The sequence below is a fragment of the Paenibacillus sp. GCM10027628 genome (genome assembly GCF_042676385.1).
In the GTDB taxonomy this organism is placed as follows: domain Bacteria; phylum Bacillota; class Bacilli; order Paenibacillales; family NBRC-103111; genus Paenibacillus_E.
Genome location: NZ_JBHTHA010000001.1, coordinates 13869 through 28648, shown reverse-complemented (window position 1 = coordinate 28648; position 14780 = coordinate 13869). Strand labels below are relative to the sequence as shown.

Genomic DNA, 14780 nt, shown 5'->3' with positions numbered 1-14780 from the left:
TTTTTTATGCGGTCGGTTGGTGGAATTGCGTATTATAACGTGTTTATTTTTATCAAAAACTCGATGTCGCTTATGGTCAAGCTTTACCAGATGATCGACTACCTCGACCCGGCGCTGCTGCTTGGGGAATCGACAAATGCAAATGCATGGCCGTTGGAAGGGGGGAGGGCGGTAATCGCAATACCGGCATCTCTATACTGAAATTGTGTATTGACAATGCCTTGGAAATTATATACAGTTGTATGTGCAAACAACATTAATAATTTTCTTCAGAAAGGATGCAGCAAAAGTGCTTAAGTTTTATTTAAAAGAGTGCCTGTACTTCACTGCAAACCGGCTCAGCAGGGTGATCACCAAAATGGCCGAAGATGAGTTCGCAATCACCGGATTGTCGCCAACGTATGCTTATTTGCTGATGACTGTGTATGAAAAAGAAGGGATTTCGCAAAAAGAGATCGGCGAACTTCTCCATCTCCAGCCTTCTACAGTTACCCGTCTCATTGAGAAGCTTGTTGTTAAAGGGCTGATTAATAACCGTGTAGAGGGGCGGATGTCACTCATTTACTCAACGGATAAGGGCAAAGAGTTGGAAGAAGCGATTAACAAGTGTTGGATGAACCTGCGCAGCCGATATTCCGCGACATTGGGCGAGAAGGAAGGCGATGAGTTAACTTTGCATTTGTACAAAGTAAGCGATCAATTAGAAAATAAAGCATAAAACAAATAGTTGTATGCACAAACAAATAAAAAGTAAAAAATTTGAGGAGGATTCATATGAACAACCATACAGGTGAAAAATTTTTGATTCTTGGCGGTACGGGCAAGACCGGCCGCCGTGTGGCTGAAAGAATGACGATGCGCGGCTTGCCGATTCGAATCGGTTCCCGTTCCGGTGACCTGTCGTTTGATTGGGAGAATCCGGCTACCTGGGAAGCGGCACTGCAAAATGTGAAGGCGGTATACATCACGTATTACCCGGATCTGGCAGTGCCGGGGGCGGCCGACGCGATCTGTTCATTCGCCAGACTGGCGGTGAAAAACGGGGTTAAGCGGCTCGTGTTACTATCCGGCCGGGGCGAAGAGGAGGCGCAGCGCAGCGAGCAGGCGCTGCGGGAATCGGGAGCTGACTGGACGATTCTGAGGGCGAGCTGGTTTTCACAAAACTTCAGCGAAAACTTTTTGCTCGATTCCGTGCTCGGCGGTACGGTCGCCCTCCCGGTGGGGGATGTGGGAGAGCCGTTCATCGATGCCGATGACATCGCGGATGTCGCCGTAGCGGCGTTGACCGAGGATGGCCATGTCGGCCAGCTCTACGAGCTGACCGGCCCGCGCATGCTGACGTTCGCAGAAGCGATCGCTGAGATCGCCAAGTCGAGCGGTCAAGATGTCCGCTACGTACAGATCTCCGTAGAAGAGTTCACGTCCGGATTGGCGCAGGCAGGCGTACCGGCCGATGTCACGGCGCTGTTGACCTACCTGTTTACCGAGGTCCTGGACGGCCGTAACGCCAATCTGACGGATGGCGTTCAGCGCGCTCTGGGCCGGGAGCCGCGAGATTTCGCCGACTATGCGAAACGCACAGCCGCAACCGGTGTCTGGGGAGGTGCGAGAGCATGAGCCGCTTTCTCTCAACGCTCACCTTTGCCTCGGCACTGGGTTCCGGGCTGATTGCCGGATTGTTCTTCGCCTTCTCGGCATTCGTTATGACCGCCCTCGCTCGCATTCCGGCGGCTCAAGGCATTGCCGCCATGCAGTCCATCAACGTCGCCGTGCTCAATGTATGGTTCGGCACCGTATTTTTCGGAACGACTCTGGCGAGTATCGTCCTGGCGATCATTTCCATCGCCAGACGGAGCCACGCCAAATCGAAGTATTTGCTTGTCGGCAGCTTGCTCTATCTCGTCAGTTTCCTGGTGACGGCTGCGTTCAACGTGCCTCTGAACGACGCGCTGGCCGCGGTTGACCCCGGCAGCACTGCAGGCGCCGACTTATGGACGCGTTACCTCGGCAGCTGGACAGCTTGGAACCACGTGCGGACGCTCGCGTCCCTTGGGGCTTTGGCATCGTTTATCATTGCGCTCCGTTATCCTTGAAGAAGAACAAAAGAGGCTATCCCCTTAAGTCAATATCAGACTGGGACAGCCTCTCATTTTTTGTAAACAGCAAGATATCTTTGACTCTGCTTACTCCGGAGGCGGACGTGACAGCTATCACCCTAAAATGCTTACCAAAGTGATCATCTACGCCTACACCCAACGCATTACTGCTAAGTTCATTGTAGCCACCTGTCCCTCCTTCTTACAATGTGGAAATGTTTGAAAACAGTGATTTTGGTCAAGTCGTTACGCATATAACCAACATATAGGCCTCTGTGTAGCGCCAGAAGTCAATCAGACTTAAGAAGAGGAGGAGCAGTATGCATCATTCGCAGTTCAAAGTGTATTACCCTTACATCAGTCCGTTTGATCCGTGTCCGCCGATTCGTGAAAAATTTTATAATACACCGCCACATTTATATATGGTTTATCAGCCGCCAGGATTGCCGCAGTTTAGCCCTTATGAAGCATTAAAGTTTGGAACTCTTTGGCCGGCTCTATTCGGACCGTACGAGGCAAAAGCGGTTGAAGGGGGGAGTGGAATATGAGTCATCCCGGCATGCCGGATTCCTACTACGCACAGCTTTACGATTTACAAGCCGTTGATTTCGTCCTCATCGAATTGACTTTATACCTGGACACTCATCCGGATGATTTAGCCGCAATTCAGCAGTATAATCAATTCGCTCATAAACGAATGCATCTTGCCCATCAGTTCGAAATGGAATTTGGCCCGCTGATGGCCAATGGTCACAGTTTTACCAAACAACCGTGGCAGTGGGTCGAGCCCCCTTGGCCATGGCAAGTGTGAGAGGAGGAGGCAGAGCAAATGTGGATATACGAGAAAAAGCTGCAGTATCCCGTGCGCGTCAGCAAATGCGATCCTCAAATGGCCAAACTGCTTATGGAACAGTACGGAGGGGCAGACGGCGAACTGGCTGCGGCGCTTCGTTATTTAAATCAGCGCTACTCAATACCCGATAAGGTGATTGGGCTATTGACCGACATTGGGACCGAAGAATTCGCACATTTGGAAATGATTGCTACTATGGTTTATAAGCTAACTAAAGATGCCACGGTTGACCAGCTCAAAGCCGCCGGAATGGGTGATCATTATGTCGGCCATGATAGAGCAGTCTTTTATCAAAATGCGGCCGGCGTCCCTTGGACAGCTGCGTACATACAAGCGAAAGGAGATCCAATTGCCGACCTGTATGAAGATATAGCCGCTGAGGAGAAAGCGAGGGCCACGTATCAATGGTTGATTGACATGACCGATGATGTCGATCTTCAGGACGGTTTGAAGTTTTTGCGTGAAAGGGAAATTGTCCACTCCATGCGCTTCAGAGAAGCGGTGGAGATGCTGAAGGAGGATAGGGAGACGAAGAAAGTTTTTTGACCACTTAAGAATTTATAAGTTTCCGACTTAGTCGGATAACGAAATTCTTTTTGGCGAATAAACCTAATATAGGGATCTTTGAGTGCAGCTCAAAGTCTCTCCTTTTTCAGCGGTCGCTCATCTTCGAAAGACCTCGATAGAGGTTTATCTCATTCCGCAAGGAAGTTAAAATTTTTTTAGGCTGTCATGTGATTGACAGGTTCCCTGCAAAGTATTGTCTAAATTCATATCGAAGCAATTCCGGAAGTATGACCGCTTTAAACGGTGAATTTAGACGCCGATCGAGCTAAAGCTTGATGCGGACGGAATTTGCCTCGGAGATTTACTTCACTTTGTGGGGTGGAAGAGCGATCGATCGTCCTTGAATCTACGACGCAAGCTCCAAGCTCCAGTGACGTTTTCCTTATGGCCCATTGTTCGCAAATAAAGCACTCTATAGTCTCTAAAAAATGGACGCTACCTACCATGGGTAGGTTAGAGAACAATTTACCATAATTAGCGAAAAAAGTTCTTTAATTACAGACATTTGTTCTTTCCTGCCCTATTTTTAGGCATCCTCCGAACATTTAGCGTCAAATCAGTACGCTAATATCGAACTTTGTTCTCTGATCATTGTCATTTTGGAACGTTGTTCGGCTAATGCGGGGCAAAAAAACTCAAGATTTGGTGCCATAATCAAAGGCTGTTCGCCAATAAACGCGAGCAGCCTTCCTTATTTGCGTCAATTATGAAGTACGAATGCCGAAGATGCCCAAATATTCTTTTAACGCCGTCGTCGTTGCCGATAGCCCGGCAGCCGAAGGAATAAATTTGCTGACATAGCGGTCTTGTTTGATTGAAGTTTGATAGTCGGTTGGGTAAGGCAGCACGTCCACCTTGAGTTTTTGAAAATGTTTGACCGCCCGGGCCATATGATAGGCCGAGGTGATCAGAACGGGGCGTTTCCACCCCTGCTGTTTCAGAATGGACTGCGTATGCACGGCATTTTCTTCGGTATTCCGGCTTGTATCGTCCATGAGAATGGCCGATTCCGGGACGCCAAGGGCGAGCAAGTGCCGTCTGGCAATCTGAGATTCATTGCCCGTATCGCTATAGACTTGGCCGCCTGACAAGACGATAGGCAGCTTGGTTTGGCGGTAAAGTTCTGCTACCGTTAGAACGCGGGCAGCCGTGCCTGGGTTAAGGTAGCCTTCTCCGTGTGTGAGGGGATCGGGATTATCCGCAATCGCTCCGCCGGTCAGCATCACGAGTACGTCGCCGTTGACCTGCTCAGGAGGCGTATATCTTTGCTCAATAGACTGAAGAAAAGCATTGGCGATATAAGGCATGGAGCCTACGCATAGAAGCAGAGCGGCAAGCCCTACGAGAAGGGAGCCTAGAAATTCCCGCCGTTGTTGCAGCCATAAAGCAATGCTAAACAGGAGAAGAATGATGATACCCGGCGGGAATAATAAGGTGTAAACAATTTTTATCGCATACATCATAAATGAGACAAGCCCTTTCTACAATGACAAACAGTTTTTACCAGTCTTCGACAAATGTTCGTCTATGTCCTGCTGGTTAATACGAGCCTTTTCGATGAGTTGTACGGGAGTCCCCGAATAATCCCTAAAAAAATGGCTATCCCTAAGTCTATTCTGACCTTAGGGACAGCCATAACAAAACGAAATACAAATCCTACATGCAGGTGGATCAAGAAATCAGCCACTTTGCCAAATTTTCATGCAAGAAATACAGGTTGTTACCACTTCCGAAGCTCAGGCCGTAATCTCCCGACCCTGCACCCACACACGCTCCAGCTCCAACCCGGAGCTGATCAGCAGCAGGTCGGCCCGCTTGCCCTGCGCAATCGAGCCATGCGACGCGTCCAGGCGCAGCAGCCGCGCCGGATTGCCGCTCGCGTAGCGGCTCGCTTCCTCTACGCTGACTCCAACCTCGCGCACCATGTAACGGAGCGCCTCGATCATTGTCAGCGTACTGCCGGCGAGCGCGCCGCCGTCCGTCAGCCGGGCCACGCCCGACTGAACGGTCACGGCTTGCCCGCCGAGCTCGTACTGTCCGTCGCCAAGCCCCGCGGCGGACATCGAGTCCGTGATCAGCAGCAGGCCGTGCGGCTGCTTGACCATCGTCAGCAGGCGGATCGCCGCCGGGTGCACATGGTGCCCGTCGGCGATCACTTCGCCGCTGACGCGCGCGTCGGTGAGCACCGCACCGACGGTGCCCGGTTCGCGATGATGGAGCCCCTTCATCGCGTTAAAGGTGTGCACCGCATGCGAGAGCCCTTCGCGAACAGCCGACTGGATGTCGGCGTAGGTCGCGTCGGTGTGGCCGCATGCGGCAACGATGCCATGATCGCGCAGCCATGCGATCATGGCAAGGCCGCCCTCGCGCTCGGGAGCGAGGGTGAGCTGGCGCACGAGCTGCGGATAGCGCTCGTGCCAATCTTGCAGCCACTCGAGCTGCGGCGGCAGCATGAGGCGAGGATCCTGCGCGCCCGCCCACTTGGGCGAGATGAAAGGACCTTCCAAATGGACGCCAAGCAATTGGGCATACGGCATCGGTTCGCTCATATAGCGGTGAACCTCACCAAGTACGCGGTCAATGTCTTCCCGCGCAGCCGTCATCGTGGTGGCGAGCATGGCTGTAGTCCCGTTCTGTGCATGAAAGCGGGTTATCGTGTTCAGTATCTCTGGGTTCGATTCCATGAAATCAGCGCCGTATCCGCCATGCACGTGCACATCAATGAAGCCTGGCAGCAGCCATTTGCCTTCCGCATCGATCTGCACCGCATCGGAATGCCCCGCTCCGGTTATCGCAGAGGAAGCATCCCCTACATGAGCAATCATGCCATCCGTAACAAGGATGATGCCATTTTCGATAATGCCATGTTCCGTAACGATCTTAGCGTTCGAAATAACCAGGTTGCTCATTCGAATAACCTCCCTGCCTCCGCGTCGAGAAGGACCACCAGATGCGGGTGAGTTTGCAAAAGTGTCGCAGGAATTTCAGTTGTAATCGGTCCTGTCAGCGCGCGATGCACAATTTCGGCTTTGTCGGCGCCGCGAACGATGAGGAGAATCGTTTTGGCTTTCAAAATCGTACCGACTCCCATAGTCAACGCATGCGTAGGTACCTCGTCAATGGACGAGAAGAAACGGGCATTCGCTTCCCGCGTTTCCGGTTTCAGCTCCACCAGGTGGGTGCCGCTAATCAGGGAATGATCGGGTTCATTGAAGCCGATATGTCCATTGTGGCCCAGACCGAGAATTTGCAGATCGATTTGCTTGGCTTTCTCTAACTCTTGGTTGTACCGCTCGCATTCGGCTTCCGAATCGGGTGCATTCCCGTTTGGAATATGGGCTTGTTCTCTTGGCAAGTCGATGTGCGCAAATAAATGATGCTTCATATAGGCGTGGTAGCTCTCAGGATGATCTTCCGGCAAGCCGACGTATTCGTCCAGGTTAAAGGTCGTAACGGATTTGAAGCTGACGCGCCCTTTTTCATATGCTTTGACAAGCTCTACATAAATACCGACAGGTGTTCCGCCTGTGGCTAGTCCAAGTACGGCTTTCGGTTGCATTTGAACCAAGGAAGTAATAATGCCGGCCCCAGCTTCATTAAGTTCTTGCTGATTTTGGAAAATATGAATATTCACAAACGTACTCCTCACTTTCATGATGCATTTTGTTCGATTATGAAGTCATTTTGCATAAAAATATCATTTTTCAATAAAATTATTCTCATTTCAATCATAACTGAATTATTTCTCTACAGCAACAGGCTTTTTACCAAATATGGACATTGACTTGCATGGATATGTTTGCCATTCTAAACTAAGATCATTACACACTTTGCAGTTCAGATAAGGAAGATAGGAGAGGAAGCCAGATTATGCAATCCAAACGACTACAACCGGAAGCTATGCTGTTCGATTTGGACGGTACGCTGTTTAAGACGGAAACGTTGCTGCTGCCGGCTTACCATGCAACATTCGAGGAGCTTCGTGAAAAGGGGTTATATACAGGAGAAACGCCGCCGGAAGAGCGTATTCTAGGAGCGCTTGGCATGCTGCTCGAACACATTTGGCAGCGGGTTATGCCGGAAGCTTCTGCAGAGGCAAGGCTGCAAGCGGATAAGCTGCTACTTCATCATCAAATGGAAGGATTAAAGCGAGGCGAAGGCGAGTTGTACGAAGGCGTTGCGGAGACGCTGAAAGCGCTGCGCGCCAAGGGAATTCGCTTGTTTGTAGCGAGCAACGGGCTCGAGGATTACGTCAAGAAAGTAGTACAAGCCAAAGGGATTGGAGAGTTGTTCGAAGGCTTGTATAGCGCAGGCGAGTATCAAACGAGATCGAAAGTGGATCTGGTGAAACTGTTATTGGAGACACACAACATACAGTCGGCCTGGATGGTTGGAGACCGTTCCTCCGATGTGGAAGCGGGGCTCCGGAACAGCCTGATTGTAGCTGCCTGCGATTATGCCGGTTTCCGTGAGCCAGGCGAGCTTGAAGGTGCTCATATCCGGATGAAAAGCTTTGATGAGCTGCTGTCGCACTTATAATTTTGACTGGTAGTCGCAAGGACTTCCCGATGGGCATACACTGTAGCACATTGATTATAAAGGTGCTGATATTATGCCTTCTTTTGTAGGTGTGTTGAACATGAACAGAAACGAAGGAAACCTGATCACCGGGGATACTTTGGTAGTAGCTCCAACCAGCGCCACTAAGTCGTATGCCGGCGGAGGCGGAGGTATCACCGGGGATTTCACGATATCCACGACAGTGGTTAGCGCCACGATCACCTTTGATCCTGACGTCGTCGATGCTGGAGCAAACAAGGTGGCTACAGGGACATAAAGGATGTAAGATCATTATTTTGAATTTGGATCGATTCAAGCTTGATAGCGAGCTATGTGTCGGTCTTTTTCTTTTTTCATAGGGACTTGACCATTGACTTTAAACGCTTCAAACAGGTATTATTCATATATGAGCACATGTTCATATGTTTGTTTGAAAGTATAAACCTTAGATCAATATTCCATGCTAAGATTCAAACAGGGAGGGAAATGGATGCACCATCACCATTCGCACGATCATTCGCATGATCATAATCATGGGCATGAACACGGTCATCACCATGGACATCATCACCACGGTCACGGGCATGCGCATGAGGGCAATAAAAAAGGACTTATAATTGCACTCCTGATTACATCCGCAATTTTGATTTTGGAGTTCGCCGGAGGATTATTTACAAATAGTCTGGCTTTATTATCCGACTCGGGCCATATGCTAAGCGATGCAGGTTCGCTTACATTAAGTTTAATGGCCATGTGGTTTGCGGCCAAACCAACTTCAGCGAATAAGTCTTATGGCTATCACCGATTTGAAATATTGGCGGCATTATTTAATGCCATAACTCTTTTTGTTGTTGCGGGACTCATTATTTGGGAAGCGATCGGCCGATTTCAACATCCGCAGCCGGTTGCCAGCGGCTCCATGATGCTGATTGCCTGTGTAGGCTTGATTGCGAATCTGCTGAGCGCATGGTCATTGATGCGAAAAGGGGATGTGCATGGGAATCTGAATATGCGCAGCGCTTATCTGCATATCCTGGGAGACGCTTTAGGATCCGTGGGAGCGATCGTGGCGGGAGGTATCATGCTGCTGTTCGGCTGGTACGCGGCAGATCCTATCATTAGTGTGATCGTAGCGCTGCTCATTTTGAAAGGGGCTTGGAGTGTTCTGAGGCAAACGATCCATATTCTCATGGAGGGTACGCCTTCTTCCGTCCGCTTAGGCGATGTTAGGCAAACTTTGGAGAGTATTGACGGGGTTATCAATGTACACGATTTGCATATCTGGACGATTACGTCCGGCTTGAATTCATTGAGCTGCCATATCCTCATCGATGACGGAAGCGACGGTCAACATATTTTACAGCAAGCCATTGGGCGGATAGAGGAACGTTATCAAATTGTTCATGTAACGATACAAATCGAAAATTCAACTATCCAACATCCGGCAATGAGGGTTTAGTGGTTTAACCCGATTATGAAAGGAGAGTAACAAATGGAGAAGGCCATGATGCAGGATACTTGCGAGGAGTCTTGTACAGGAACAGCGCTGACGGAGCAGCTGCAGGAACAGCTCATTAATGATGACAAAGCTGCCAGAATTGCAGAGGTTTTTAAAGCGTTGGGGGACCCGACTCGGGTAAAAATTATTTATGCTTTGCTGCAAAAAGAGCTGTGCGTTCATGACTTGTCGGCGGTCCTTGATATGGGCCAGTCTGCAATTTCACATCAATTGCGCTACCTGCGCAATTTGCATATCGTGAAAAGACGCAAAGCTGGGAAAACCGTTTATTATGCGCTGGACGATGGTCACATCGAACAAATTTTCGTACAGACGCTGCAGCATCTACAACATATGTAACACGGAACCGATGTGGAGCATAACAGCATGGTTCCGTTCTTATGCAAGTATTATGAATCGGTTTCTTCTGGATCCGGCTCGGCAGCGGTGTTTGCTTTCTGTTTTTTCGCTTCCTCCATCATCCAAAGCGCATATTCCAGCGGGCGTGTAACCGCCTTCTGATAGGTCGCCTTTTGCCCGATTCGCCGGAAAACTTCACGTGAAGGTTTAGGGTTAACTTCCAGCAGCCAGATCTGACCTTTCGGATCAACGGCAATGTCCATGCCAAGTTCGCATAGCTTGCCGAATTTCGTTTCCAAGTAAGCGGCGAGCTTATAGGCAAATCTGTTCATTTCTTTTTTAATCTCTTCGATTTGATCTTGAGAGGAGAAGCGATACGATAACAACTGATTTATTGTAACAGCGCTGCCTCCGCCATGCAGATTTGACGTAATGCTGCGGTGAGGACCGATGCGACCGGCGCAGCCGGTTACCTCCCAACGGCCGCGGCCATTTTTCTGGATGAGTAATCGATAATCATGCACCCGCCCATCCTTTAATGTAAGAGGTATGCCTTGCTGCACGACATAGTCCGGGCTAAGCTTCATGGTATTGAGTTTGATCATGAGCTGCTTCTCCGAAGCGCGAAAAGGCGATAGAATGGCACGATTATGATTGCGTCCTTGCATCAAAAACAGGTCATTGCCGATTTGTTCAATCCGCAGAATGCCTCGGCCCCCGGTTCCATTCTTCGGTTTGACATAAATCAGCTTATACTTCTTGAGTGCGCGCATTAATTCTTGGGTCGTGCTATAACGAACCGTAGCCGGGATATATTTGTTGATCTCTTCGTTCTCGGTGAGCACTTGGTGCATGTTCCACTTGTTGGCCAGCGGTCTGCTCATGAAAATCAGCTTTGCGTGTTTTTTGCGAAACGCCTGCAGCTTGTGATAATTCTCAGCAGCCTTATAACGGCAGCGATCGTAGATGACCGGTGGCAAGGTGGTGCGTCTACGAATCCATTTCCCTGTTTGAGTATCGTAACTTAAAGTACGTACTGTCGAAGTGCTTTCTACATCCTCAGGTGTGAATACTTCGACTTGAACCCCCAACTTTTTCCCTTCCTGGCTCAGCTTTTTGAAATAGGAGAGCTCCTCGAGCCGAGTATTGCTTAAATAAATAGCGAGTACGCCCAGTCTATGCGAAGCCAAGCATAATCACCTTCTTCTTCCTTGTTTAATTAAATATTGGCTGTATCCGATAATTCGCTCAAGCGATTTCTTGCGAATTTGCGGTTCGTCGAATTTCATCGGTTTGGAATTCGCTTCGAAGAACCAGACGTGTCCGTCTGTATCGACGCCCAGGTCCATGGACATTTCCCCAAGCAGATATCCGGATGCATGTTCAATTTGTTTGGCAAGTGTCACAGCAGCTTTCCTTGCCCGAGTTAGAATGCTCTTCGCTTCCTTGGCGCCAAAAGTATGCGTGAGCAGTTTGCTTGGATCGTCAATCGAGCCGCCGCGCGGCACATGCGTTGTAATACTTGACTTACCGGCGACTCGGGCTCCGATGCCGGACACACTCCACAGCCCCTTGGATGTCTTTTGGATAAGCGCGCGCAAATCAAAGACTCTTTGGTTGAAGCGGGTCAATGCAATGCCTTGCTGCGCGATATATTCATGCGAACCGCGATATTTATCCCATTCTTTCCAGAGATCTTCGATCGAGCGGTGCACGGTATAGATCATCTGTTTATCCTGCTGGCGGCTCAAACGATATTCATGAGATTTGTTCTTTTCTGTGGTGCGATCAATGCGCATGATCCCTTTTCCCGCTTTCCCCCTAACCGGCTTTAAATATAGCACGGGGTGCTTACGGAGCAGTTGCTTCAAATCGTTCGCGGATGTCAATTGTTTGGTATCGGGAATATAAGGCTTACTCACTCTGGCGTTATTCAACCATTCGAAAAGCGTCCATTTATTGAAAAAGGAAGGGTTAAAGAGATGAACCGTGCCACTGCGATTACAGGCCTGGATCGTCTGCTGGACTTCCGGCCTCATCTCCATTTTGCGGTACGGGATCCGGTTATAAATGACCTCAGGAGAGGGAACAGGTTCCCGCCTCCATTTTTTTTGTATAAAATCGTAGCGATAGCCTTTTATCTGAGGGGTTGATAAGCTGAAGTCAGAGGTCGTCACTACGTAGACGTCAACACCTAGCCGATCCCCTGTACGAATCAAGTCCAGAAAATTGTCCAGATTGCCGCGGAATACGCGTTTATTGTCTTTCACCGTCAAAATGGCAAGAGTAGGCTTCCGCCCGAACTCGTGAAGAGAGAAACTCATCAGTTATCCCTCCTGGAGCGGAAGCGACTCAAGAATAGGCAATGCTCATAAATATTCGTAAGCGAAGCAACGTCTCCATCTTTCAATGAAGGATGCTTGAAGATTGATCTGCCAGGCTTGGCATTTGCCTCGAACATCCAGATTTTCTCGTTCTGATCGATGCCGATATCGAATCCAAGCTCGCCGAGCAAATGATCGTAGTTGTTTTCGATCCCTTCCGCGAGCTTAACAGCCGTTTCTTTTGCATTCGTAAGCACTTGCTCGGCACGGCTACCATAGATTTGCCGCAGCACTTGCTCCGGTGTCATCAATTGGCCGCCGCTGCGAATATGTGTAGTCACGCTGCCCTTCCCCGCTTTTTTGGCGCCGATGGCGGCTACAACCCAGTTATTGTTGCCGTTCTTCGTCATATGGAAGCGGAAATCAATCGGGCAGCTGTCAATTTCAATCAACCGGATCCCTTGCTGCGCGACATAATTCGTCAATCGGCCGCGCCCTGTGCCGAGCATCTTCATAAGCCCATCGAATTTAGCATAGCGAATGAGTACATTATTACCGTTTTTGCGGTAACGAACGAAATAACCTTTTTGGGGGTTATACGTCACACGATAAATACCGATGCCCAGGCTTCCTGCTGTGGGCTTTAAGTAAATGAACTTATGCTTATCGAGCATTTCTTTGATCTGTTCCGAGGACGGATTGATGCGGGATTCGGGAACGTATTTGAAGGCATCGTCGCCATCCAACATTTTATAGACGTCCCATTTATCAAAGAAGCTCCAGTTAAAGAGGGGAATGCCTCTACGTACAAAACGTTCTTTAAAGCCTGCAATACCTGCTGACTTTTCTGCTTTTCGGCTGGATAGCCGGTTATAGACGACATCCGGTAAGGGGAACGTTCTACGGATCCAGCCACCGCCGCTTTTTGGGACAATGCCGGTAACCGTTTCTTGTGTCCAGTCTACATCTTTTGGACTAAAAGCAAACTGAAAAGATTTGGATGAATCTATATTCATCATTTGCCGGAGAAATCCGGTTTTAGTACCGAAGGGAGCTGTGGAGCTGCTCGTTAAATTCGTTAAAATGCCTATCATAGGACCAAGACGAAGTTCTTTGTTGTTATTGCTTGCAGCGAGTACATTGCCTACTCTTGGAATGCGCAAGATGCTCATGAGAGAAAGCGGGATATACAGATGCTGGCCAGCCTTTTTAATCAGGCGAACCGGAAGGGTTGCCGATTTGCCTCCGACCTTTACGGTAATGGATTTGGCGCCGGTTAACCGCAAAGCTTTGACGAGTTCACTTGTTAAGTAGACTGATCGATCTATTCGTTGTACGGCGTGGAGCATGCACGTTGTCAAACTCATGTAGGTTACCCTCCTAAACTTGTTGCCTTTAAGCCCATTTTCTTGTGTAGTAAAAATCCGGCATAGCGGATCGGGTTTGCCATGGATTTGTAGCGGGCTTCTTCGTCGCGCGTGTGAACAAATATCGTTCGTCCCGGCTTGGAATTCACTTCAAGGATCCAAATATGTCCCGATGTGTCGATGCCAACATCGATTCCCAGCTCCGCCAGTCTTCCGTGATAAGTTTCCAGAACAGTTGGAATGAGACGGGAGAGCGTGGCGATGGTAGCCATGAGCGACTCCGCCTTGATCTCCCCGAACTGTTGCCGCAGGAATGTGGATACTTGTTCTGCAGAGCCTCCGCCATGCAGGTTCGAGGTGATACTTCCGGGTTCGCCGATACGAACCGCCATGCCGGTGTTCTCCCACAAGCCCCGGCCATTTTTTTGTACGAGGGAACGAACATCATAAGCCATACCCTCCATTGAACGAAGTGCGAGGTATTGTTGCATTAAATAAGGACGATTCCCAATGAAGCTGCGCAGCCAATGCCAGCATATTTCGAATCGCCTAAATTGCCGGTGAATGGGCATGTTATGAGCGTTGCGCCCTTTCACAACAAAGAGCCGCCCCTCAGTTGGGGATACGACTTTCTGAATGTGTAGCGCGCCTTTCCCTTGGCTGCCGCCTTGGGGTTTGAGAAACACATCCGAATTCTCATTCAACCACTTGTGTAATTCGGGCCCGCTCCCAAGTACGCGTGTTTCCGGTAAATAGGGCCGGAGAACATCGTCTTTTTGCAAGATTCGCTGAACTTCCCATTTGCCCCTCAAGCCATATCCCAGGAAACGTATGCCAGGCTCGTCATGCAGTTTGCTCACATGGTAACGGTACTGCAGGTAGCTCGCCTTGTTGTTAAAAAAACATCGGTCATAAATGAGTGCTGGCAGAGGAAAGCGAGATGTGATCCATTCATTGTTCTGTTGGACATACGTATACCCGGTCACTGTATGCTCTACCCAGTCGATCCGATTTGGCGAGAAGACGAACACATCCAAGCCTTCCTTTGCGCCCACGCGTGTAAGATGCTCATAGAAAGTTGAATTAGCAAACGGCAGCTTGCGATTCAACTCCGTTACCATAATCCCGAGTACCCGGCTTACCTGCATAACTTCA

The 14780-nt window shown here is 49.5% G+C and carries 18 protein-coding genes and 1 pseudogene; 12 read left to right on the top strand and 7 right to left on the bottom strand.

Annotated features, from left to right (window positions below):
- Positions 1-6 precede the first annotated feature (6 nt).
- The 8 genes and pseudogenes from ACFQZT_RS00160 (at position 7) to ACFQZT_RS00130 (ending at position 3495) form a co-directional block, all read left to right on the top strand.
- Positions 7-201, top strand: a complete 195-nt coding sequence (locus tag ACFQZT_RS00160; protein ID WP_379295334.1) for a hypothetical protein — start codon at positions 7-9, stop codon at positions 199-201.
- Between the two features lie 88 nt (positions 202-289).
- Positions 290-718 carry a MarR family winged helix-turn-helix transcriptional regulator gene (locus tag ACFQZT_RS00155; RefSeq protein ID WP_379295332.1) on the top strand — a complete coding sequence of 143 codons (429 nt, stop codon included), beginning with the start codon at positions 290-292 and terminating at the stop codon, positions 716-718.
- Between the two features lie 56 nt (positions 719-774).
- A complete protein-coding gene (locus ACFQZT_RS00150; protein WP_379295330.1) occupies positions 775-1617 on the top strand; it encodes an NAD(P)H-binding protein in 843 nt (280 codons plus the stop codon).
- 86 nt (positions 1618-1703) lie between these two features.
- Positions 1704-2093, top strand: a complete 390-nt coding sequence (locus ACFQZT_RS00145; RefSeq protein WP_379295328.1) for an anthrone oxygenase family protein — start codon at positions 1704-1706, stop codon at positions 2091-2093.
- Between the two features lie 76 nt (positions 2094-2169).
- Positions 2170-2319 (top strand): annotated as a pseudogene (locus tag ACFQZT_RS33985) (transposase); the annotation flags it as partial.
- 97 nt (positions 2320-2416) lie between these two features.
- On the top strand, positions 2417-2644 hold the full coding sequence (locus tag ACFQZT_RS00140; RefSeq protein WP_379295326.1) for a spore coat associated protein CotJA: 228 nt from the start codon (positions 2417-2419) through the stop codon (positions 2642-2644).
- Positions 2641-2907, top strand: a complete 267-nt coding sequence (locus tag ACFQZT_RS00135; RefSeq protein WP_379295324.1) for a spore coat protein CotJB — start codon at positions 2641-2643, stop codon at positions 2905-2907. The genes ACFQZT_RS00140 and ACFQZT_RS00135 overlap by 4 nt, the downstream gene beginning before the upstream one ends.
- Positions 2908-2925: 18 nt before the next feature.
- Positions 2926-3495, top strand: coding sequence for a manganese catalase family protein (locus tag ACFQZT_RS00130; protein ID WP_379295322.1), 570 nt, complete (start codon positions 2926-2928; stop codon positions 3493-3495).
- Positions 3496-4220: 725 nt separating this feature from the next.
- Here the strand turns inward: ACFQZT_RS00130 and ACFQZT_RS00125 are convergent.
- From ACFQZT_RS00125 to nagB, 3 genes are all read right to left on the bottom strand, one after another.
- Positions 4221-4979 carry a YdcF family protein gene (locus ACFQZT_RS00125; RefSeq protein ID WP_379295320.1) on the bottom strand — a complete coding sequence of 253 codons (759 nt, stop codon included), beginning with the start codon at positions 4977-4979 and terminating at the stop codon, positions 4221-4223.
- Between the two features lie 273 nt (positions 4980-5252).
- Positions 5253-6425: an N-acetylglucosamine-6-phosphate deacetylase gene (gene nagA, locus ACFQZT_RS00120; RefSeq protein ID WP_379295318.1), complete on the bottom strand. Its 1173-nt coding sequence runs from the start codon at positions 6423-6425 to the stop codon at positions 5253-5255.
- Entirely contained in the window at positions 6422-7150 is a 729-nt protein-coding gene (gene nagB / locus ACFQZT_RS00115; RefSeq protein ID WP_379295316.1) for a glucosamine-6-phosphate deaminase, read from the bottom strand. The genes nagA and nagB overlap by 4 nt, the downstream gene beginning before the upstream one ends.
- A 236-nt stretch (positions 7151-7386) precedes the next feature.
- Between nagB and ACFQZT_RS00110 the strand changes: the two genes are divergently transcribed.
- The 4 genes from ACFQZT_RS00110 to ACFQZT_RS00095 all read left to right on the top strand — a co-directional run bounded on the left by ACFQZT_RS00110 (position 7387) and on the right by ACFQZT_RS00095 (position 9934).
- Complete coding sequence (locus ACFQZT_RS00110; protein WP_379295314.1) at positions 7387-8055, top strand: HAD family hydrolase; 669 nt, start codon at positions 7387-7389, stop codon at positions 8053-8055.
- Positions 8056-8128: 73 nt separating this feature from the next.
- Complete coding sequence (locus tag ACFQZT_RS00105; RefSeq protein ID WP_379295312.1) at positions 8129-8353, top strand: spore germination protein; 225 nt, start codon at positions 8129-8131, stop codon at positions 8351-8353.
- Positions 8354-8566: 213 nt separating this feature from the next.
- On the top strand, positions 8567-9535 hold the full coding sequence (locus ACFQZT_RS00100) for a cation diffusion facilitator family transporter (RefSeq protein ID WP_379295310.1): 969 nt from the start codon (positions 8567-8569) through the stop codon (positions 9533-9535).
- Positions 9536-9568: 33 nt separating this feature from the next.
- On the top strand, positions 9569-9934 hold the full coding sequence (locus ACFQZT_RS00095; protein WP_379295308.1) for an ArsR/SmtB family transcription factor: 366 nt from the start codon (positions 9569-9571) through the stop codon (positions 9932-9934).
- Between the two features lie 50 nt (positions 9935-9984).
- Here ACFQZT_RS00095 and ACFQZT_RS00090 read toward each other — a convergent pair whose 3' ends face one another.
- Genes ACFQZT_RS00090 through ACFQZT_RS00075 form a run of 4 tightly spaced genes read right to left on the bottom strand, consistent with a single transcriptional unit; the run spans position 9985 to position 14773 of the window.
- On the bottom strand, positions 9985-11124 hold the full coding sequence (locus tag ACFQZT_RS00090) for a YheC/YheD family endospore coat-associated protein (RefSeq protein ID WP_379295306.1): 1140 nt from the start codon (positions 11122-11124) through the stop codon (positions 9985-9987).
- 6 nt (positions 11125-11130) lie between these two features.
- Entirely contained in the window at positions 11131-12258 is a 1128-nt protein-coding gene (locus tag ACFQZT_RS00085; RefSeq protein ID WP_379295304.1) for a YheC/YheD family endospore coat-associated protein, read from the bottom strand.
- Positions 12258-13625, bottom strand: a complete 1368-nt coding sequence (locus ACFQZT_RS00080; protein ID WP_379295302.1) for a YheC/YheD family endospore coat-associated protein — start codon at positions 13623-13625, stop codon at positions 12258-12260. The genes ACFQZT_RS00085 and ACFQZT_RS00080 overlap by 1 nt, the downstream gene beginning before the upstream one ends.
- A 5-nt stretch (positions 13626-13630) precedes the next feature.
- A complete protein-coding gene (locus ACFQZT_RS00075) occupies positions 13631-14773 on the bottom strand; it encodes a YheC/YheD family endospore coat-associated protein (protein WP_379295300.1) in 1143 nt (380 codons plus the stop codon).
- Between the last annotated feature and the right edge of the window lie 7 nt (positions 14774-14780).

Bases quoted from the DNA above. Each gene is read 5' to 3' on its own strand.
- ACFQZT_RS00160 (WP_379295334.1), top strand. From the start codon at position 7: ATGCGGTCGGTTGGTGGAATTGCGTATTATAACGTGTTTATTTTTATC.
- ACFQZT_RS00150 (WP_379295330.1), top strand. From the start codon at position 775: ATGAACAACCATACAGGTGAAAAATTTTTGATTCTTGGCGGTACGGGC.
- ACFQZT_RS00145 (WP_379295328.1), top strand. From the start codon at position 1,704: ATGACCGCCCTCGCTCGCATTCCGGCGGCTCAAGGCATTGCCGCCATG.
- ACFQZT_RS00140 (WP_379295326.1), top strand. From the start codon at position 2,417: ATGCATCATTCGCAGTTCAAAGTGTATTACCCTTACATCAGTCCGTTT.
- ACFQZT_RS00135 (WP_379295324.1), top strand. From the start codon at position 2,641: ATGAGTCATCCCGGCATGCCGGATTCCTACTACGCACAGCTTTACGAT.
- ACFQZT_RS00130 (WP_379295322.1), top strand. From the start codon at position 2,926: ATGTGGATATACGAGAAAAAGCTGCAGTATCCCGTGCGCGTCAGCAAA.
- ACFQZT_RS00125 (WP_379295320.1), bottom strand. From the start codon at position 4,979: ATGATGTATGCGATAAAAATTGTTTACACCTTATTATTCCCGCCGGGT.
- nagA (WP_379295318.1), bottom strand. From the start codon at position 6,425: ATGAGCAACCTGGTTATTTCGAACGCTAAGATCGTTACGGAACATGGC.
- ACFQZT_RS00110 (WP_379295314.1), top strand. From the start codon at position 7,387: ATGCAATCCAAACGACTACAACCGGAAGCTATGCTGTTCGATTTGGAC.
- ACFQZT_RS00105 (WP_379295312.1), top strand. From the start codon at position 8,129: ATGCCTTCTTTTGTAGGTGTGTTGAACATGAACAGAAACGAAGGAAAC.
- ACFQZT_RS00100 (WP_379295310.1), top strand. From the start codon at position 8,567: ATGCACCATCACCATTCGCACGATCATTCGCATGATCATAATCATGGG.
- ACFQZT_RS00095 (WP_379295308.1), top strand. From the start codon at position 9,569: ATGGAGAAGGCCATGATGCAGGATACTTGCGAGGAGTCTTGTACAGGA.
- ACFQZT_RS00085 (WP_379295304.1), bottom strand. From the start codon at position 12,258: ATGAGTTTCTCTCTTCACGAGTTCGGGCGGAAGCCTACTCTTGCCATT.
- ACFQZT_RS00080 (WP_379295302.1), bottom strand. From the start codon at position 13,625: ATGAGTTTGACAACGTGCATGCTCCACGCCGTACAACGAATAGATCGA.
- ACFQZT_RS00075 (WP_379295300.1), bottom strand. From the start codon at position 14,773: ATGCAGGTAAGCCGGGTACTCGGGATTATGGTAACGGAGTTGAATCGC.